The sequence below is a fragment of the Streptomyces sp. NPDC086777 genome, assembly GCF_040702065.1.
Taxonomy (GTDB): Bacteria; Actinomycetota; Actinomycetes; order Streptomycetales; family Streptomycetaceae; genus Streptomyces.
Map to the genome: position 1 here is coordinate 177,814 of NZ_JBFBJI010000020.1, position 20,124 is coordinate 197,937.

Here is a 20,124-nt window from a genome sequence, read left to right on the forward strand (position 1 = left end):
TTCATCAGGGCACCCGCGGGCCGGGGTGAATGCGTCCGGTGACCTCGCCCAGACCGATGCGCCCGCCATGCGGACCGGGGGCCGTGCCGGTGATGACGACTTCGTCGCCGTCCTCGAGGAAAGTCCGCTCCGAACCGTCCTGGAGGAGCAGAGGCAGTTTGCCGGCCGAGGTGAGTTCGATCAGGGATCCCCACTCGGTGGCGTTCGGTCCGCTCACGGTGCCCGACGCGTAGAGGTCGCCTGTGCGGGTGGAGGCGCCGTTGACCGTCATGTGCGCGAGCATCTGAGCGCCCGTCCAGTACGTCGCTGCGAAGGGCGGGTGGGAGACGACCCGGCCGTTGACCGACACCTCAAGGGCCAGGTCGAGTCCCTGCTCGCCGCTGTCGGCAAGGTAGGCGAGGGGCTGCGGCGAACGCGTCGGCGGAGCCGTCCACGCGGAGTCCAGGGCATCGAGCGGGACGATCCACGCGGAGACCGACGTGGCGAACGACTTGCCGAGGAAGGGGCCGAGAGGGACGTACTCCCATGCCTGGAGGTCGCGTGCCGACCAGTCGTTGAGGAGGCAGATCCCGAAGACACGGTCGCGGAAGTCCGACACCGTCACGGGCTCCCCGAGCCGGGAGCCGGTGCCGATGACGAAGCCCACTTCGGCCTCGATGTCCAGGCGGCGCGACGGGCCGAAGTCCGGCGCCGGGGTATCAGGCGCCTTGCGCTGTCCGTTGGGCCGCAGGACGGGGGTGTCGGAGACCACGATGGTGCCCGACCGGCCGTGATAGCCGATCGGGAGATGTTTCCAGTTGGGCGTGAGCGGTTCGCTGTCCGGCCGGAACAGCCTGCCCAGGTTGGCGGCGTGGTGCTCGCTCGCGTAGAAGTCGACGTAGTCTCCGACCTCGATCGGCAGATGCAGCCGTACGTCGCTCAGCGGGTACAGGCGGAGCTCGGTGCTCCGACGGTGACGCTCCTCGGTCAGTACGGTGCGCAGGCGCTGTCGTGCGGAGGACCATACGTCGCGGCCCTGCGCGAGAAACGGGTTGAGGGTGGGCTGGGCGAAGATCCCGTCATCCAGGGCGGCGGCCACGTCGAGGACGTGGTCCCCGATGCGTACGCCTACGCGTCGTCCGGCGCCAGGTGTGCTGAAAACGCCGTAGGGGAGATTGTCTGCCCCGTACAGGTGGTCGTCGGGCAGGTCGAACCAGGTCATTGTGCATCGCTTTCTGCGGGGTGCGGGTGGGCGGGCTTCGCCACCAGCCCCAGGGACACCAGGTCACCGAGCGGATCGGAGACACTGCACGTTCCGAAGGAAGTGAAGAAGGCCCGGGCGTGGGCGATGCCGTCGTCACCCAGACGCCGGCACTCCTCGGCCACGATGCCGGGGTCTCTCTGGGCCAGCAGCGTCGCCAGTGTGTCCGCTCGGTGACCCTGGAGCGCTGCGGATGTCGCAAGTACGATGTTCAGGAAGCCATGGTGCTCGAACTTGGTGATGTCGTCCCGGTGCCGGACCGCATGGTGCAGTCCCGCCGTGCACTTGAAGGGAACCTTGTGCCGCACGCACCCGAGGATCCAGGTGGCGAGTTCGCGTTCGTCGGGAAACGCCGGCGCCCGAGTGCCACCGGTGCGCAACTTGGCGTGGTGGTTCGTCCCTTCGAGGGCCTGCAGCAGCACGTTCCGGGTTGCCGAACGCGGCAGTTCGACATAGACGCGCACGTCGGTCGGCAGGGACTCGCCGACCGTCGCAATGACCTGCCGTCCGGCCAGTTCCGGGGGGACGACCATTTCCAGGGCCGTCACCCGCGGGCCGGCGGGCCGCTCGGAGAAATCGCGTGCCTGGGCCAGTTGCGGCGGACCCTCGGGAAGCAGCACCGACACGTCGCAGCTGCGGCCGGCGAGTTCCCGGGTCAATTCGTCCAGCCGACTTACGGGGCTGATGAGCGGGCCCATCAACTGCGCGTACCAAGCTCGTTGATGGGCGATGTGTGCCGGGACGGCCTTCTCGAGCGGGGCGTTGCCCGGCGGGAAGAGGGCCGCATCGTCGATCAGGCCTGCCCAGAGTGAACTCATGACGTCTCTCCTGCGGCCCATGACCATGCGTACCCCTCGGCTTCACAAGCAGCGGCGGCCTCGCCCAGGCGCAGTGGGCCGAACGTGTCGACCATGACGGCGAGTTCGTCGAGGAACACGACGCCGACACTGCGTTCGTAGGCACCCGGCTGCGGGCCATGAGCGTGGCCGCCCGGATGCAGGGACACCGACCCCTGCCCGATTCCGGATCCCTTGCGAGCCTCGTAGTCGCCGCCGGCGTAGAACATCACTTCGTCGCTGTCGACGTTGGAGTGGTAATACGGCACCGGAATGGCCTGGGGGTGGTAGTCCACCTTGCGCGGCACGAAGTTGCAGATCACGAAACCCGCTCCTTCGAAGACCTGATGAGCGGGGGGCGGCTGGTGGATCCGGCCCGTGACCGGCTCGAAGTCCGCGATGTTGAAGGTGTAGGGGTACAGGCAGCCGTCCCATCCGACGACGTCGAACGGGGATGGGAGTACACGTAGCGGGTGCCTGTGACACAGCCCTGCGGTCCGCGGTGCTTGACGAGAACTTCCACATCCGTACCGGTCTCGAGCAGCAGCCCTTCGGGACCGTGCAGGTCGCGCTCGCAGAACGGGGCTTGCTCCAGCAGTTGGCCGTACTTCGACAGATAGCGTCGGGGCGGAGCGATGTGTGAGTTCGCCTCGATGACGTAGGTGCGAAGGACGTCGTTGCCCGTGGGGACCCAGCGATGGGTGGTGGCCCGGGGCAGGAGAACGTGGTCGCCCTGGCGCGCCGTCAGGGTTCCGAAGACCGTCTCGACCGTTGCCTCGCCGGACTCTACGTAGACGCACTCGTCGCCTGTGGCGTTGCGGTAGAGCGGCGAAGGCTGGGCCGCGGCGCTGTAGGAAATGCGTACGTCGTCGTTGCCGAGAAGCAGCCGTCGGCCGGTGACGGTGTCGGCGGCCTTGGCCGTGTTCTCGTCGAAGAGACCGTGCGTTCTCAAGTGGTGCGGCAGCAGAGGGTGGTGGGCCCGCAGCTCTTGGTCCGGAAGGTTCCAGGGAGCGGCCTCGGTGATGGCAGAGGGGATGAACTGGCGATACAGCAATGATGAGTCGGAGGAGAATACCTCCTTGCCCATGAGTTCCTCGTAGTACAGCCCGCCGTCCGGTCGGTGATGCTGGGTGTGGCGTTTGGGCGGCAGGTGCCCCGCGCTGCGGTAGTAGGCCATCGTGGGTGCTCCCGATCAGAAGTTGCCGCGCTTGGCCTGTTCGCGCTCGATCGCCTCGAACAGGGCCTGGAAGTTGCCCTTGCCGAATCCGAGAGAGCCGTGGCGTTCGATGAGCTCGAAGAAGACGGTGGGCCGGTCGCCGAGCGGCTTGGTGAAGATCTGCAGCAGGTAGCCGTCCTCATCGCGGTCCACGAGGATGCCGCGCTTCTTCAATTCCTGGATGGGCAACCGGACTTCACCGATGCGCGCCCGCAGCTCGGGATCCTCGTAGTAGGAGTCCGGGGTGGCGAGGAACTCGATGCCCTCGGCGCGCAGCGCGTCCACGGAGGCGACGATGTCGTTGGTGGCGAGCGCCAGGTGCTGGGCGCCCGGTCCCTTGTAGAACTCCAGGAACTCGTCGATCTGGGACTTCCTCTTGCCGAGCGCGGGCTCGTTGAGCGGGAATTTCACGCGGTGGTTCCCGTTGGCCACCACCTTGCTCATGAGCGCCGAGTACTCGGTGGCGATGTCGTCACCGATGAACTCGGCCATGTTGGTGAAGCCCATGACCCGGTTGTAGAAGTCGACCCACTCGTCCATCCTGCCGAGCTCGACGTTGCCGACCACGTGGTCAAGGGCCTGGAATATGCGCCGGGGCGCACCGGGACGCTTCACGAAGGATGACGTGCGGGCGACGTAGCCCGGCAGGTAGGGCCCGTCGTAGCGGGAGCGGTCGATGAGCGTGTGACGGGTGGTGCCGTAGGTGGCTATCGCGCCGCGGCGGACGGCGCCGTGCTCGTCGCTCACATCATGCGGCTCCTCCAGGACCGTCGCGCCCTGGGCCTGGGCGTGAGCGATGCAGCGATCCACGTCGGGCACTTCCAGGGCGATGTCGATGACTCCGTCACCGTGCTCACGGTGCGCTTCGGCGATGAGACTGGCCGGATCGACGGCGCCCTGGAAGACAAAACGGATCGCCCCGCTGCGCAGCACGTACGACTGGTGGTCGCGGTTGCCGGTCTCGGGACCCGAGTAGGCGATCAACTCCATGCCGAAGGCCGACTGGTAGAAGTGGGCGGCCTGGGAGGCATTGCCCACCGCCCACACCACTGAGTCCCAGCCGGTGACCGGGAAGGGGTCGCCGGCGGCGTCGTACTCGACCAGGCCGACCAACTGCTGAAGCTGCGGCAGGTCGAGCTCGGCCAGCCGTTCCTGGCTGGTGAGAGTCTGCTCGATGGTCATGACGAGGCACTCCTTCACTCCTGGGTGACACGTGGCGAGGCACCATCGGGCGCGGGCGCGGACGGTCATGCCCCGTGGTGGGAACAGAACAAACGCGCATCGGAATCTGTGCAAGAGTCAGCGCTTCGGCTGGACACTCTGTTCAAGATGTCCATTGAAACCGCGAAACTGCTGTGCAAGATGTGCAGAAGGTCGGCAGGAGGCCGAGCGGAACGCCATACCTGGCCATGGTGAGACCTTCGTGGTGCGCTCGGCCACCTGGTCACAGGACGGGACGCAGAAACCGCCGTTCGTAGCGCCTGATACATCCGGTACGCCGGGCGAGTTCGAAGGCTTCCTGACATTCCGGGTCCGTGGTGCTGTCCATGCGGTACTGCTCGTACTGAGCCAGGCTGGGGAAGGAGAAGACGGCGTAGGCGACGTCGCTGTCGCCCTCACTGGGCAGGAAGTAGCCGTGGTGCGTCCCACCGAAACGGTTGATGAGCGCGATCCAGCGGCGCCCGTACTCCTCGAAGTCGGCTGTGTGTTCGGGATCGATCTCGTAGCGGATGTGCACGCTGATCATTTCTCTCCTCCGTAAAGGGAAGACGTCCCGGGTGCGTACGCCCGGGCCCGAAGGGGGTGTCGTGGGTGAGCGCGGCCACGCCACGAACGGGTCGGGGATGAGGGGCACTGCGGGGTCCAGGATGTAGCGGGCGAAGTCCCGGACTCCTTCATCGGCGAGAACGTCGTCGTCGAGGTGGAGCGGTCTGTCGGCGGCTGTGTGCATCATGTACCGCGGTCACAGCATGTTCCCCGTGATGCCCCTCGGGCGGAACTCCTCGACCCGTCCGCCGGCCGCGGTGATTTCCGCGGCGATCACGATCCGCGCGGCGTCCGCAGCGGTCCGAAGAGCGATGGCGTGACCGGCCTCCGTGATGAAGAGGGTTCTGTCCTTGAGCGAGGCCATGGCGGTTCCCCGGTTCTTGACCAGCGGGCACGGCTGTTGCGACAGACCTTCGGTGTCAGGCGCCGTTGCCGTGCACGAGCCTGTCTTTGAGCACGAATTTCTGGATCTTCCCGGAGGCGGTCTGAGGGAATTCGGTGACGAATTCCCAGACCTGGGGCACCTTGTACGACGCCAGGCGCTGCCGGCAGAACGCCGTCAGCGCCTCGGCGTCAGCGGAGGTCTCGGCGCGCAGGCTGACAACGGCTGCGACGATCTCGCCCCATTCGTCATCGGGCAGTCCGACGATGCAGACGCCGCGGACATCCGGGTGCTCGAACAGCACGTCCTCGATCTCGCGAGGGTAGATGTTCTCGCCGCCGCGGATGATCATGTCCTTGAGTCGGCCCTGAATGCGGAGGTAGCCATAGGAGTCGAGGGAGCCCAGGTCGCCCGTATGGAGCCAGCCTTCCGCGTCCAGAGCGGCAGCCGTGGCGTCCGGGTCGTCGTTGTACCCCTCCATCACACAGACGCTGCGGGTGCAGACCTCGCCCACCTCGTTGAGAGGCAGCGTGCTGCGATCGACCGGGTCTGCGATCTTCACCTCGACCTGAGGCAGGGGCCTGCCCACGGTCTCCCACCACCTCGGATGAGGATCGTCTGGCCGGGTGTGGGTGATGTAGGGCGACGCCTCTGTCTGCCCGAATCCGATACCCACGCGGACACCGAGTTCCCGCTCGGTGCGGCGCACCAGTTCCGGCGGCACGGGAGCGCCGCCGAGCGTGGCGATCCGCCACGACGGCAGGTCACGGGGCAGGGACACCTGCTCGTCGAGCATGCGGATGAGCATGGTGGGCACGCTGAGCAGAATCGTGCCGCGGTGGGCGGCGAACAGGTTGAGCATGGCCCCGGCGTCGAAGGCCGGCGGCAGTACATGGGTACCTCCGGTCTGCAGGGCTCCCAGAGTGACCAGGCCGCAGCCCGCCGTGTGGAAGAGCGGCATGGGGTTGATCCACACGTCGTCGGGGCCGGCGCCGATGACGCGCGCGTACAGGCGTCCGTTGTTGGTCAGCCCCCAGTGAGTCAGCAGCGCACCCTTGGGAAAGCCGGTCGTGCCGGACGTGTACTGGATCTGCGCGGTGTCGCCTGGGCGGACGTACGGCAGGGCCCCGTCCTGGGCACCGCTGCGGATCAGACCGGGCCAGTCGCCGAGTGAGATCACTTCACAACGCCACGGCAGTTCCCTGCTCACGCCGGCTGCGATGTGCAGCAGGTCACGAGATCGGTGTCGCTCCTGGACCACGATGCCTTGTGCTTTCGACTGGCGGAGAACATATGAGAGTTCCGAGTCGCGGTACGCAGGGTTCACCGTCACGAGGGTGAGGCCGGCCAGCGCGGCTCCGAGCTCCAGCAGGACCCACTGGGGGCAATTGGCCGACCAGACGGCGACGCGGTCACCGGGAGAGAAGCGGGTGAGCAGGGCATGCGCCACGCGTTTGGCATCCGCCTCCAGTTCCTCGAACGTCCAGCGGGGACCGTCCTGTTGCGGAGACCCGTCGATCAGAGCCGTGCGCTGCGGCCAGGTGCTCACCGCGAGGGCCAGGGCGCGGCCGATGGTGTGGTCGCGTATTTCGTCGGACTGGTCGGGCGGCCAGTGCGACGAGGTGATGAGTTGGCCGCGGTCCTCGTCGCCCATGGCACCTCCGTCGTGCTCGCGACCCCGCTGCGCGCGGACGCGAGCAGGTAAGATGGTCCGAAACATACGATCCGAAACGGACCATGTCAATGAGCACTGACGCTGATGGACCAGGCGGAGACGCCAGACAGGCTTCCGTTCGGCTGAGCCCCGTCTCCTACCTGGTCCTCGGACTGATCGGACTGCGCGGAGCGTCGACTCCGTACGATCTGAAGCGGGCGGCCGGCCGCTCCATCAGCTATTTCTGGCCCTTTCCGCACTCCCAGCTCTACAGCGAGCCCAAACGGCTGACAACCGCGGGCCTGCTCGCACAGCAGGTTGAGGAAGGGGGGCGTCGGCGTGTGCTCTACAGCCTCACCGACGCAGGCCGCGTAGCACTGGAGCGGTGGCTGCGCACGGCGCCGCAGGAGATCTTCGAGATGCGGGACACCGCTGTCATGCAGTTGTTCTTCAGCGAGTTCCTGTCGTCCGAGGAACTGACGGCGCTCGCCGAGCAGCAGATCGAGCTCTACCAGGAGCGGCTGGCCGTGTACCAGGACATTCTCTGCACTCGGTCGGCGGACGGGCGGGAACGGCGTATGGCGCCGTTGCGCCTCGGCATCGCTCTTGCCGAGACCTATGTGTCCTTCTGGCGGGAGATTGCCGAGGACCCGCCGCCGGGGCCTTGACCTGGGCCCCGGCGGCTCTGGCGCGGTCGCCCGCCCTTGAGTCGCCGGGATGCGGTCATGCATCCTCGGGCATCTGGGGCTTTGGCAGGAACAGCGAGAGGAGCAAGGCGAACGCCATGGCAGCGGCGAGGGCGATGTAGGCCTGCCGATAGCCCGCGTCGCGGTAGAAGGCGGTGCCCTTCATCACCACGGATGTGTGGCCCATGATCGTGAAGATGACCTGGGAGGCCACCGTGGTCATCAGGCCGACGAGCATCAAGGACATGCCGCTGGCGACTCCCTGGTCGCGAGCGGTGACCGCGCCGACCACAAGAATGGGCACGCTGGCATAGAGTATGCCCATGCCCAGACTGGCGACGACTCCGGTCACGATGATCTGGGATTCGTTGTGGTGGTGGAACGCCTGGAGCACCAGACCGCCCGTGGCCAGCGCCAGACCGAGCAGCCACGGCAACCGGGGATCGACGCGCCGGGTGACAAGACCGGCGGCCATGCCGGCCAGGAAGAGCACGATGCCCGCGGGCAGCCCGATGAGGGCGCTGTGCATGGCGGTCCAGCCGAGCCCGTCCGAGACTCCCGGAATGTGCGGATATAGCGGGATAACCACGGTCATCACGGCCGCGGCGGCGAACGCGGTCCCCTGGGCCACCGAGGTGACCACGAGTACGGTGCTCACCCGAGGTCGCATCAGCATGCGCACGTCCATCATGGGGTGCGCGACGGCCCGTTCCACGAGGGCGAAGCCGACGAAACCGACCAGGGCACCTGCGGTGAGGCCCACCATCCGGGAATCTGTCCAGCCCCATGTGGTGCCCTGGCCGATGGCGTAGATGAGGGCACTGATGCTTCCGCCGAGAAGCAGGCCCCCCGACCAGTCGAACGGCTCGCCGCGGCTGCGGCGAGGGGTCTCGGGGAGGAACAGATACACCAGGATGAACGCTACCGCTGTCACGGCGGCGACGAACCAGAGGGCGCCGCGGAAGCCGAAGTCGTCCATGAGCCATCCGGCGATCACCGGACAGATGGCCACGACCGCGCCGAGGGTGGCCCCGATGACACCGCTGACTTGACCGACCCTGCGCGGCGGCAGGACGTCGCGGGTGGTCGCGAAGACCAACGCGGCCATGGGCGCGTAGCACGCGGCGACGGCCCGCCCCACCAGCAGCACGCCGAACGTTGGAGCCAGCGCGGTGAGCACGTCACCCACCAGGCCCAGGGCGATGAGGGCGAGCATGACGCGCCGCTTGCCGAAGATGTCGCCGAGCCGCACGGCGAACGGCGTCATCAGCGTTCCGACAAGGCTGTATATGAGTCCGAACCAGGCGATGTGCGCGGTGTGGAAGTGCTGCGCCACGTCGGCTTGGGCAAAGGCCGCGATGACGCTGGAGGCGCTGAGGACCTGGGCGGTCCACAGCAGAGCGGTGAGAAGCCCTCTGGGGTGTCGGCCCGAGGCCGGTACGGCCTCGGAGTGGGCGTCGGGCAGGGACTCGGGCCCGGCCTGTGGCGATGGCGTGTGAACCATGAAATGTCCTCTCGGAAACGCTGCGTGCAGGACGGGGCGCGCGGGGAGCGTGCGCCCGCCACCGTGTCGATGACTCGACGACCAGAGCGGAATGCAGAACGTGGGGGGAGGACGTGGCGGCTGTGGCGATTAGGGGGTGCCGGATGCACGGAAGGTCTGGGCGAGGGCTGCGCCTGACTGTTCTGCGGGGTCCGTAGGGAGAGTGCGCGACCGCATGGCCACGTGCCCGTCTGGCCGTAAGAGAACGGCACCGGTCGTCTCCGCGCCGTACAGGGCTTCGAAGGATGTGCCGCGAGTCGTCTCCGCCTGGTCGGTCACGAAGCACCTGAGGCCTGACGCGTCGGCCGCCCTGCGCCAGTCCGCACTCGCCGAACCGTCGAAGATCGCAAGGTCGTTGTCGCAGAGGCCGATGGTCGATCGACGGCCGGGGCCCGGCCTTTCAGCCACGGATGCGGTGTGCGGGTCCCGGGGTGCCGGATCGGCCGGAAGAAGGCGACCGTGGAGCGTTCCGGAAACGTCCCGTCGTTCACTGTGGCCGCGGACTCGTACACGTACCCGAACTGCTGTCCGTGCGAGCGTAGTTGTTCGTGCTGGGCCGGCAGACCGTCCGCGATGCACCGACGTACTGCTTCCCCTTCGGGCGTCTCGATCGCGGGGAGTAGGGAGGGGGCGTCCGGCATGCACTCGGTCGACGTGCGCCGCTCGGTGTTGAGGAGGCACTGCACGATGTGGTGGCCGGCAACCGGCGTGCGTTCGTGTTCGCAGGAGTCGAGCAGGCTGTCGGACGTTTTGCCCGGCATCGCATGTATGCGTTTCCATACGAGGTTGCCGGTGCCCTGGATGCCACTGTTTCATCGCGAATCCATCGTGCGGTGGGAAACGGCGTGCCGCGTCGCCGGACAGGAGCACGCGTCGTGAGCGCCATGAGTCGGAGATCGCCGACTCGTGGCTCCGGGCCAGGATGCTCAGCACCTCCACGTCCGCCGCGGGATCGTCCCCCGCGTGCGGCACGTCGGCCGCGATCACGTGACGCGCGCGGACGGTACGGGGCGTCCGGCGCGCGGATTCCGGACTTGCCTGTGTGCCCGGCCTCGCACCAGCGGCGTCGTCGGACCGGATGTCGCCCAGAGGGATGCCGTTGACCAGGGGAGTCCCCCAGGCGGACTCCTGGGCGCGGTGTGCAGGAATCCCTGCGGCGCAGATCCCGTCTGCGATACCCCACTGGCGCAACAGCTCCGTCGTCGGTGCGTGAATGCCACCTGCCGTGGGATGGCCGGACAAGGTGGGGCGGCACTCGACGTGGCGCGCACCGGCGCACGGGCGAGCGAACTGAAGGGCAGTGCTGAGGTCGGCCGGCCCGCCGCCGATGATCCGGACGTCGCAGTAGTTCTGATTGCTCATGTGGTCCTTCGGCGTACGCATGCGCGAGACGAGTGAGGAGGGCGCGCCGCCCGCGGTGGCGAGTGTGGCTTCTCGGGTGAAGGAGCTACGCGCCGCCAGGTGCGCTGAACGCGTACGGCTCGCTGCTGTACGGGGCGTCGTCTGTGGATCCATGAAGAGGCGTATCACTGAGTTGCGCGTGGGGTGAAATGCCCTCAGCTGCTGCCCATTACGGTTAGTCCTGAGTTGCCAGCATGTCAAGAGTGCGTGAATGGATCCATTGTCCGGTTGCCTCTCGGGGGTGGAGCCGTGGCTCGGCCGGCTGCGGCTCAAGCGATGAGGCTCTCCGTCCGAAGGCTTCCCCTCCCCTTGCGATGCGGATATGGTCTATCCACTTGTGGGGCCGCGGCTTCGTCCACGACTCGCACCCGGATGCTTTCCGGGCGGCTGGGCCCACCTGTGTCTGGGGCCGCCCACCGATTCTGGTCACCCTCCCTCAGCTCTCCCAGAGGACCACTCATGTCCGGATCCGATCCCTCCGTGCCCATCGCCCGCGCCGACGCCGTCGCTCTCGGGCAAAGCCGCTGGTCCCTGGACCCCGCGCACTCGTCGGTCACCTTCACTCATCGCACCCTCTGGGGCCTCGCGACCGTCCGGGGTGCGTTCACCGACGTCACCGGGGAGGGCCGGATCGACTCCACCGGCTCGGCGACCGGCACTCTCCGTATCGCTGCGGCGTCGATCGACACCGGTCACGCGCGGCGCGACACACATCTACGGGAGAAGGGCTTCTTCGCCGCTGAAGAACACCCCGAGATCGTTTTCACCGGCACGCGGACCGAGATCGCCACCGACGGCCGTACGGTTTCGATCACCGGCCGTCTGTCCCTCCGGGGGCGGGTGCAGCCATTGGAGCTCAGCGCGGCGCTGGACTGGGAGACCGATGAACGGGTGGTCCTTTCGAGCGCCACGGAGGTGGATCGCGCGGCCTTCGGGCTCACGTCCAACCAGCTCGGAATGATCAAGGGGTCGGCTCGCGTGTCCGTCGTCGCGGCCTTCGTCCGTCAGTGAACCGAGAGTAGTGCCGCACCAGGCGCGCGGGCACGGACGGGATGTGTGATCACCGACCGGCCGAGGAGCGGCGGCATTACCGCTCACCTGCCCGTTGCCGGTGCAATCGCCCTTTCCACCGCGACAGCCTCCCTCTTCGATCGTGTCCCTTCCCCGCGTCCGTCGGCGCGCCGGCCGAGTCCCGGCCTGCGGGAGCCGGAGACCGGTGCTGCCGCCTCCACCCAGGAGCTGACAAATGAGCAACCGACCCCTCGTGCGTACGGCCGACGGCGCCCTGCGCGGTACCTCGGACGGCGTCGTGAGCGTGTTCCGCGGAATCCCGTACGCGCAGCCCCCCACCGGCAGACGCCGCTTCGCCGCTCCCGTCCCCGCGGCGCGGTGGGAGGGCACACGGGACGCGCTGGAGTTCGGTCCTCCGGTGTCGCAGTTCGTGCCCGGGCAGGGTCCGGTCCCGGTGAACGAGGACGAGGACGGTGTCGGGGCTCTCACGCTGAATGTGTGGACCCCGGATCCCGGCGCGGCCGGGCTGCCCGTCCTGGTCTGGATCCACGGTGGTGCCTACCTGCTCGGTACCGGCTCCGACCCCGGCTCCGACGGCAGCCGTCTTGCCGCACAGAACGGTGTAGTGGTGGTCAGCATCAACTACCGGCTGGGCGCCGAGGGATTCGCCTGCCTCGAGGGTGCCCCCGACAACCGGGGCCTGCTCGATCAGATCAGTGCTCTCACCTGGGTCCGGCGCAATATCGTGGCCTTCGGCGGCGACCCCGACCAGGTGACCGTGTTCGGCGGATCTGCCGGGGCGAACGCTCTCGCCGCGCTCACGGTCATGCCGGCCGCCCGGGGGCTGTTTCGGCGCGCCGTCCTGATGAGTCCCGCTGTCTGCTACTTCACCCCCGAACTCGCGAAGACGATCTCGGCGCAGCTGGCGTCCGACCTTGGCTGCAGGGCCGCGGCGGCAGCCTTCGCCCGACAGTCGGCGGCGAACGTCGCGCAGGCCGACTTCGGCCTCTTCGTTCGCCACGGTGCCTACACGCAGGCATGGGGGCAGGCCGGAATGCTGCCCACCATCTACTCGCCGGTCGTGGGCGGCGAAGACCTGCCCGTCGATCCGTTCACGGCCATCGCGGCCGGGGCGGCGGCCGATATCGAGCTGCTCATCGGTTACAACCGTGACGAGTACCGGTTCTTCCAGCTCTTGGCAGGTCCTCCGCCGCCCGGTACCGAAGCCGATGGTCCGGGTGAGGCCGAACTGGAAAGCGCTCTGGCGTTGCTCGGTCCCTCCGGTGCCGATGCCGCCTACCGCGCGGCGTACCCCGGCCTGGACGTCGGGGCCCGGTACGAACTGGTGATGTCCGACTGGACGTTCCGCATGCCTTCGGTGCGGCTCGCGGAGGCGCAGGCAACGGCCGGCGGCAAGGCGCACCTGTACGAGCTGGCCCACCCGATCGAGTCGGCGGGCGGAACGACCCCTCATGGTGCTGAGGCGCCGCTCGTCTTCGGAACCGTCGGGGGCGACATCAACCGCCTGTTCTACCCGCTCGGGTTCTCCGCCCACGAGGAGGAACTGAGCGCGAGCATGCGTCGGGCGGTCACGGACTTCTCCCGCGGTGGTGACCCGGGCTGGCCCGTGTTCGACACCGAGCGATGGATCACCCGTGTCTGGGGTGAGGCGGGAGCCGTACTCGGAGTGGACCGGGCGCTGCCGACCCGGGCCTCTCGCGACATCTGGGCGCCGGTGTCCTTCAGCGCGCTGACGCTGCCGTAACAGGCGGCTGGGAGCAGGCTGCACGTGGCGCCGGGATCAGCTGAGCGCAGGGGACCGCGGCGTACCGCGGTCCCCTGCGCCTGCGCAGAGCCGACGACGGAGCTGCTCTTCTCGCCCCCGGGCAACGACCAGCACCTCCAAGCCGCTGCCGCCGAGATCCGCCGACACACGGGCCGATGTCCGTGCGGCCGTGCCCACCGTGGTCGAGGACTGCGAAGGCCCGACGCGGCACAGGCACGCGCAGCTGACCACGACCCCACTGCGGCAAGATCGAACCGATCTCGTCTTCGCTACGTGCACTCAAGACCGGCGCCACGCCGCAGACCTGGGAGATCGCTGCCGCACCCGAAGCGTCCTGGACAGGAACCTGCTCCGTCCCCTGGCCGCGGTGGGGACGGAGCAGGGTACGGTCAGATCAGCAGCCGCATCGGCTTCTCGACGCTCTCTTGCAGGGCGGCGAACCACCGTGCCGCCAGAGCACCGTCCACGGGCCGGTGGTCCGCGGAGAGCGTCAGCGTCATCACATCGGCTGCCTCCAGACTGCCGTCCTCGGCCACGACCGGTGTCCGTGTCGTGGTGCCGACGGCCAGGATGGCTGCCTGCGGGGGATTGATGATCGCGCTGAACTCCTCGACTCCGTACATGCCGAGGTTGCTGATGGTGATCGACCCGCCCTCCAGATCGCTCTGGCGCAAGGTGCCGTTGCGCGCCTGCTCGCTGAAGGCGCGCACCTGGGCGGAGACGGCCGACAAGGAGAGCGAGTCGACATCCCGCAGTACGGGAGTGACCAGACCGCCCTCGGTCGCCACGGCGACCGAGACATCGACCGAGTGGAAGCGGTGCACCGCCTCCGCCGTCCAGATGACGTTCATCTCCGGCACCAGCACGTGTGCCCGCGCAATCGCCTTGATGAGCAGGTCGTTGACCGAGATCTTCACCCCGGCTTCCGCGTTGATCCGCTGCCTCAGGGCGAGGAGGGCCCCGGCGCGGACCTGTCCCTTCAGGTAGAAGTGAGGAGCGCTCTGCTTGCTCTCGGTGAGCCTGCCGGCGATGGCGCGGCGAATCCGCGAATGCGGGATCGCTTCGTACGCCGCGCTGCCGACAGCGACCGGCGACGAGGGCGCAGGAGCAGCGGTCTCGGAGGCCGGTGCCGGGGCGGTGGTCGGGGCCTGAGCGGTGGTCGGCTGTGATGCCCGCGCGGCGATGGCCGCGTTGACGTCGTTGCGGACGACTCGGCCTCCGGGCCCTGTTCCGGTGATGGTGCTGATGGAGATGCCCGCTTCGCGGGCCAGCCGTCGTGCCAGCGGACTGGAGAAGAGCCGCACCTCCGAAGCCGCGGCAGCGGAATCCGGTGACGGTGCAGTCTCGGCGAGCGGACCGCTGTCGGGCACATCCCGCCGAACCGCCGACTTGGTCTCTCCCGATTCCACCACACCCAGTTTCGCGAGCAGCTCGGCGAGGTCGCCCACCTCCTCACCCGGCGCGGCGATCACCGCAATCGGGCTGCCCACCTCCACCTCGGTCCCCTCGGGAACAAGGGCCTTGAGCAGCGTTCCCCGGACGGTGGCCGGGACGTCCACCTCGGCCTTCTCGGTCTCGACGATCATGAGCGCGTCACCCGCCTGGAACGACGCGCCCTCAGGCACGGGCCAGCCTGACAGAACCGCTGCTGTCGAACCGGCTGCGACCTCCGGCATGCGGAGTAGCTCAGCCATGGTTTCCTCCGTGGTGCATAGGTGTATGCGGTTCAGCGACCGGTGATGTTCTTGAGTGCTGTGGTGACCTCGTCGGCCTGGGCGATGGCGGCCCGTTCCAGCACCTTGCTGATGCTCGGGGACGCTTCGCCACCCGTGACCCGCTGGACCGGCTGGTCCAGCCAGTCGAAATAGCGGCGCTGGATCTCGTCCGCCAGCCAACCGCCGTAGGAGGTGCCGACGGCTCCCTGCTCGGCGATGAGTACGTTGTTGGTCTTGCGAATGCTTTCGCCGATGGTGTCCCAGTCGATACTTGCGCGGTCCAGCCAGCGCAGATCGATCACCTCTGCGTCGAGGTCGCTGTTCTCCACCGCCTCCAGGACGTAGTTCGTCATGGCGAGGTAGGTCAACACGGTGAGGTCCGAGCCGGAGCGCCGTACCGCGGCCTTCCCCACGGGCAGGCAGAAGTCGAGGTCGTCCGCCGGGACTCCGCCCGTCGTCGGATAGAGGTCCACGTGCTCCAGGACGACAACGGGGTCGTTGCAGCGCAGCGCGCTGTTCATCAGGCCTATGTAGTCGAACGGGGTGGACGGTGCGACGATGCGCCATCCCGGAGCGGTGGCGAGGATCCCGGCGGGGTCCATGGAGTGCTGGGAGCCGTAGCCGGTACCCATGGCGACCTTGCTGCGCAGCACTAGGGGGACGTCGTTGGTACCCCCGAACATGTGCCGGGCCTTGCCGATCTGGTTGAACAACTGGTCGGCGGCCACCCACATGAAATCCGCGTACATGAACTCGACGACGGGCCGGTAGCGGCCCTCGAGCGCGATGCCGCCGGCCAGGCCGGCGAACGCGTTCTCGCTGATCGGCGTACCGAGGACGCGGTCGGGGAAGGCCTCGAACAGTCCGCGGGTGGCGCCGTTCGTGCCGCCCTTGAGCCGGTGGACGTCCTCTCCCAGGACGACGATCCGCTCGTCCTCGGCCATACGCCGGCCCATGACGTCGGCCACGACGTCGATGAACCTGCGGTCCTGCAACCGGCCCTGGAAGGAGGAGAGATCGGCTGTGCGCGCTCCATCGAACTCTTTGAGGTCTCCGCGAACGCCGACGTCCCGGAAGTCCGGGTCGGGCCACAGGTTCGGTTTGATCTGCTGCTGACCCGGCTTGCCGCCGGGCTTCGGCTCGAGCAGTTCGCTCGCCACGGCCTCCATCTCGGCTTTGGCGCGTGCCGTGCAGTCGGCCACCTCGGTCTCGGTGAAGATGCCCCGGCGGATCAGGTGGGAGATGACGAGCGCCAGCGGGTCGCGGTCCCGCCACTCCCTCTCCTCTTCCTTGGAGCGGTAGCCGAAGGCACTCCCCGGGAACGGGCCGTTCTGGTGGAAGTAGCGGTAGACGTCCGCTTCCACGACCGTGGGCCCCAAACCGGCCCTCATATGGGCGACCGCTTCGCTGGTGGCCAGATGGACGGCGAGGGGGTCCATGCCGTCGACGCGCCAGCTGGGGATGTTGAAGCCCAACCCCCGTGCGGACAGCCGGGGTTCGGCCGTGACCTCGTCGACGCGGGTGGAGACGGCGTACCGGTTGTTCTCGATGAAGAAGCATACGGGGAGCTGCCAGGCACCGGCGAGGTTGAGCGTCTCCAGTACGGATCCGATGTTGACCGCACCGTCACCGAAATAGGAGACGGAGACCGCGTCCGTGGCTGCATGGCGCGCGGACCAGGCGAAGCCGGCGGCCTGCGGGACTCCGCCTCCCACGATGGCGTTGGTGCCCATCGCGCCGGCTTCACGCCACTGCAGATGCATGGATCCACCGCGTCCGCGACAGAACCCGTCGGCCAGTCCGCAGATCTCCGCCAGACTTCGGGAGAGCACGGTGCGAACCGCCTCGGGGAGGGGAAGCCGCGGGTCGATCCCGTCGGGTGCCACGTAGCCGAGGGCTTTGGCGAGAAACTGGTGGTGTCCGCGGTGCGAGCCGTTGACGTAGTCGCTCGCGGTGAGCGTGAGCACCGAGCCGACGGCTCCGCCCTCCTGCCCCACGCTCGAGTGGGCGGGCCCGTGTACCAGTCCCTGGGACGCCAGGGAGAGCACGTACTCCTCGAAAGTCCTGATGAGAAGTGTCTGGACGAAAATGGAGGTCAACAGTGCCGGATCGGCGGCGTCCCAGTCCTTCTTCGTCGCGGTGACCTCGACCCAGGGGGCAGCTGGGCTGAGCTTCTTGTGTGTGGGCACGGATGCCTCCCAAACATGAGCACATGGCTCGGCCGGGCTCGAACGCCCAGCTCTTGCGGTTGTCCCACGTTCCCGTCGAATGGATCCATACGCAAGGTGAAGTTATCATTATGTTACTAAGGCATTGCCGGTAGGGGCATTGACTAGGGATGTTCGACGAGTGATGGTCGGCGTGAAACCAACATGGATCCAATGGAGGATGGTCATGTCGAAGGCACCGAGGGGAACCGCCGACCTCAAGGAGTTCGAGCAGGACTCCTGGTGGGAGGCGGTCCGAGCCGAACTGAACGCGGACGCGGAGTGGACGGAGGCGGCCAGGTACTTCCCCGCCCGCATCGAGTTCCGCAGTGATCACGGCTCCTGGACGGTGGACACACGTGACGGGCATGTGGTCTCTGTGCGGCAGGGATCCCACCCGCAGGGCGCGGACGTCACCCTCGTCGCCCCGGACGCCGAATGGCGCCGCGTGATCGACGGTGAGACCGACTGGTTCGAGGGGACGTCCCCGGGTCTCGGCGAGATCACCGTCGAGGGCGACGGCATCGCCGCCATGCGCAACGTCAAGGCCATGTGGCGTCTGCTCGGTGCGCTGTCCACGGCGGGCAAGCCCGCGGCCGAGCCCGGCCCGTACTCCCCGGACCCCGAGACGGGCCGCCACACCGCGCTCACCGGCCACTACATCGAGGTCAACGGCCTGCGGACGTACTACGAAGAGGCCGGCGAGGGAGATCCGATCGTCTGCATCCACGCGGCAGGCCAGGACACCCTGATGTACCGGCATGTCCTTGAGGGACTGTCCGACGAATTCCGCGTCATCTCCATCGACGCCCCCGGCCACGGCAAGACCTTGGAACCGGTCGGCGGCGCCTTTCGCGACATCAGTGACCACGCCGACTTCAACGAGGCGTTCATCGGCGCTCTGGGCCTGCAGAATCCGGCGATCGTGGGCTGTTCGATGGGCGGCAACATGGTTCTCGAACTCGCCGCCCGCCGGCCGGACTTCTACCGGGCCGTCATCTCGGCGGAGGGCTCCGACTACACACCCACCGTCAGTGACACGCTGCTGGAAATGCTCCTGCTGAACGGAGCGCAGATCCTGGAGGGCTGGTCCAGCTCTATGACCGGCTACCGCACCCCGCCCGAGCGGGCACGCGAGGTGATCTGGCAGCTGCGCCGGGTCTGCCCGGAGGTGATCGCGGCGGATCTCACCGGCTACGCCGGTTTCGACCGACGCGACCAGGTCGGGCGGATCAAGAGCCCGGTACTGCTGCTCCGCGGAGACGCCGACTGGCTGGTCCCGCAGGCGATGGTCGAGGAGGTCTCCAGCCGTATCCCCGGAAGCCGCATCTCGGTGCTCGAGGGCACCGGCCATTATCCGATGATCGAGAACCCCGTCGAGTTCAACCAGACGGTTCGCGATTTCGTGAAGGAGAGCCGGCGATGACCGGGCTTCCCGGCGGTCTGCCCCGTCCCGGCGTGCTTCCGGCGCCGCTGGCGGGGCTGCCGGTGGGCCAGGTCGGCATTCTCGTGCCGGACCTGGCAGCGGGCATCGAGACCTGGTCCGCCCTGGTGGGCACGGACGAGTGGCTCGTCTACACCTACGGGCCCGACACGGTTCCGCAGCTGAGCTACCGCGGTCGGCCCGGCACGTTCCGTATGCGGGTCGCACTCACCGGCAGCGCGCCTCAAGTGGAACTGATCGAGTCGCTCGAGGGCCCGAGCATCTACACGGAATGGATCAGCGAACACGGCTACGGCCTCCATCATCTGGGATTCCGGGTTCCGTCCGTGGAGAAGGCGATTCGTGAGGTGACGGCGAGCGGTGTGGAGCTGCTCCAGTCCGGCAGCGGTTACGGACAGGACGGCGACGGCGGTTTCGCCTACTTCGACACCCAGGAGAGCGTCGGCCTGATCGTCGAGGCCATCGAGGTACCGGGCCGGCGCAGGCCGTCGGAGTCGCTGCCCGAGGTCGGACGGTGACGCAGGACCACGGCCGTGGTCTGCCGGGGCTGGCCGGTGTCGAGCACGTCGGCTTCACGGTACCCGACCTGGAAGCGGCCACCCGGTTCTTCACCGAGGTCATCGGGTGCGAACTCGTCTACACCTTGGGGCCGTTCCGGTCCGACGACACATGGATGACCGACCATCTCAACGTCCATCCCCGGGCCGTGATGCAGCGCCTGGCCTTCTTCCGGTGCGCCAACGGACCCAACTTCGAGGTGTTCCAGTACGAATCCCCGGACCAGCACCCTGTCCCGCCCCGGAACAGCGACGTGGGCGGACATCACCTGGCCTTCTATGTGGAGGACCTGGACGTCGCCGTCGCCCACCTTCGGGCGCACGGGGTGACGCTGCTGGGGCAGCCGACCGAGAGCACAGGCCCCAGTACCGGGCAGCGCTGGCTGTACTTCCTCACCCCGTGGGGTATGCAGTTGGAACTCGTCTCCTTCCCGCAGGGAAAGGCCTACGAGGCTGCGCTCCATCAGAGCGGGGGCGGGGCAGTGCGATTGTGGCAGCCGGAGCTGCCGGATCACTCGCAACGATAGGAAGGCCATGGCGCGAGGCCTCGTCGGACCCTCCGCCGTCACCGGCCGAGGGAGCGCCGACTCCCCGGCACGGTAGTCCGAGCCGGCCTTCGTCAAGGGCCGGGGCGGCAACGGCCTCTTCCTCTACCTGGTGCTCGACGCCTCCCGCGCCA

General features: G+C 67.9%; 16 protein-coding genes and 1 pseudogene. 6 read left to right on the plus strand and 11 right to left on the minus strand.

Going from position 1 to position 20,124, the window contains the following annotated elements:
• Positions 1–4 precede the first annotated feature (4 nt).
• From fahA to AB0472_RS27105, 7 genes and pseudogenes are all read right to left on the minus strand, one after another.
• Positions 5–1,201 (minus strand): fumarylacetoacetase, encoded by a 1,197-nt coding sequence (fahA, locus tag AB0472_RS27075; protein ID WP_366359856.1) that lies wholly within the window; start codon positions 1,199–1,201, stop codon positions 5–7.
• On the minus strand, positions 1,198–2,058 hold the full coding sequence (locus AB0472_RS27080; protein ID WP_366359858.1) for a hypothetical protein: 861 nt from the start codon (positions 2,056–2,058) through the stop codon (positions 1,198–1,200). Before AB0472_RS27080 ends, fahA begins: the two co-directional genes overlap by 4 nt.
• Positions 2,055–3,253, minus strand: a pseudogene (locus AB0472_RS27085) (homogentisate 1,2-dioxygenase). Before AB0472_RS27085 ends, AB0472_RS27080 begins: the two are co-directional and overlap by 4 nt.
• Positions 3,254–3,268: 15 nt before the next feature.
• Entirely contained in the window at positions 3,269–4,474 is a 1,206-nt protein-coding gene (gene hppD, locus AB0472_RS27090) for a 4-hydroxyphenylpyruvate dioxygenase (protein ID WP_366359860.1), read from the minus strand.
• A gap of 262 nt (positions 4,475–4,736) precedes the next feature.
• Positions 4,737–5,039, minus strand: coding sequence for an NIPSNAP family protein (locus AB0472_RS27095; protein WP_366359893.1), 303 nt, complete (start codon positions 5,037–5,039; stop codon positions 4,737–4,739).
• Between the two features lie 216 nt (positions 5,040–5,255).
• Positions 5,256–5,423 (minus strand): hypothetical protein, encoded by a 168-nt coding sequence (locus AB0472_RS27100; RefSeq protein ID WP_366359862.1) that lies wholly within the window; start codon positions 5,421–5,423, stop codon positions 5,256–5,258.
• Between the two features lie 55 nt (positions 5,424–5,478).
• Positions 5,479–7,095, minus strand: coding sequence for an AMP-binding protein (locus AB0472_RS27105; protein WP_366359864.1), 1,617 nt, complete (start codon positions 7,093–7,095; stop codon positions 5,479–5,481).
• Between the two features lie 89 nt (positions 7,096–7,184).
• Here AB0472_RS27105 and AB0472_RS27110 point away from each other — a divergent pair, with 89 nt between their 5' ends.
• Positions 7,185–7,763, plus strand: coding sequence for a PadR family transcriptional regulator (locus tag AB0472_RS27110; protein ID WP_366359866.1), 579 nt, complete (start codon positions 7,185–7,187; stop codon positions 7,761–7,763).
• Between the two features lie 55 nt (positions 7,764–7,818).
• On the opposite strand, the gene AB0472_RS27115 is transcribed toward AB0472_RS27110, so the two are convergent.
• Both AB0472_RS27115 and AB0472_RS27120 read right to left on the minus strand, forming a co-directional pair.
• Positions 7,819–9,285, minus strand: a complete 1,467-nt coding sequence (locus tag AB0472_RS27115; protein WP_366359868.1) for an MFS transporter — start codon at positions 9,283–9,285, stop codon at positions 7,819–7,821.
• 129 nt (positions 9,286–9,414) lie between these two features.
• Positions 9,415–10,839, minus strand: coding sequence for an FAD-dependent monooxygenase (locus AB0472_RS27120; protein ID WP_366359869.1), 1,425 nt, complete (start codon positions 10,837–10,839; stop codon positions 9,415–9,417).
• A 345-nt stretch (positions 10,840–11,184) separates the two neighbouring features.
• On the opposite strand from AB0472_RS27120, the gene AB0472_RS27125 reads away from it, so the two are divergent.
• Positions 11,185–11,736, plus strand: coding sequence for a YceI family protein (locus AB0472_RS27125; protein WP_366359871.1), 552 nt, complete (start codon positions 11,185–11,187; stop codon positions 11,734–11,736).
• A 235-nt stretch (positions 11,737–11,971) separates the two neighbouring features.
• Positions 11,972–13,501 (plus strand): carboxylesterase family protein, encoded by a 1,530-nt coding sequence (locus AB0472_RS27130; protein WP_366359873.1) that lies wholly within the window; start codon positions 11,972–11,974, stop codon positions 13,499–13,501.
• A gap of 410 nt (positions 13,502–13,911) precedes the next feature.
• Here AB0472_RS27130 and AB0472_RS27135 read toward each other — a convergent pair whose 3' ends face one another.
• Both AB0472_RS27135 and AB0472_RS27140 read right to left on the minus strand, forming a co-directional pair.
• Positions 13,912–15,216 carry a dihydrolipoamide acetyltransferase family protein gene (locus tag AB0472_RS27135; RefSeq protein ID WP_366359875.1) on the minus strand — a complete coding sequence of 435 codons (1,305 nt, stop codon included), beginning with the start codon at positions 15,214–15,216 and terminating at the stop codon, positions 13,912–13,914.
• Between the two features lie 32 nt (positions 15,217–15,248).
• The gene (locus tag AB0472_RS27140; protein ID WP_366359877.1) at positions 15,249–17,426 is read right to left on the minus strand and encodes a thiamine pyrophosphate-dependent enzyme; all 2,178 of its coding nucleotides are present in this window, start codon (positions 17,424–17,426) and stop codon (positions 15,249–15,251) included.
• 205 nt (positions 17,427–17,631) lie between these two features.
• Here AB0472_RS27140 and AB0472_RS27145 point away from each other — a divergent pair, with 205 nt between their 5' ends.
• From AB0472_RS27145 to AB0472_RS27155, 3 genes are read left to right on the plus strand one after another with little or no spacing between them, the layout of a single operon-like run.
• Positions 17,632–18,870 carry an alpha/beta fold hydrolase gene (locus AB0472_RS27145; protein WP_366359879.1) on the plus strand — a complete coding sequence of 413 codons (1,239 nt, stop codon included), beginning with the start codon at positions 17,632–17,634 and terminating at the stop codon, positions 18,868–18,870.
• Complete coding sequence (locus tag AB0472_RS27150) at positions 18,867–19,406, plus strand: VOC family protein (protein ID WP_366359881.1); 540 nt, start codon at positions 18,867–18,869, stop codon at positions 19,404–19,406. The genes AB0472_RS27145 and AB0472_RS27150 overlap by 4 nt, the downstream gene beginning before the upstream one ends.
• Positions 19,403–19,972, plus strand: coding sequence for a VOC family protein (locus tag AB0472_RS27155; RefSeq protein WP_366359883.1), 570 nt, complete (start codon positions 19,403–19,405; stop codon positions 19,970–19,972). The genes AB0472_RS27150 and AB0472_RS27155 overlap by 4 nt, the downstream gene beginning before the upstream one ends.
• Positions 19,973–20,124 lie beyond the last annotated feature (152 nt).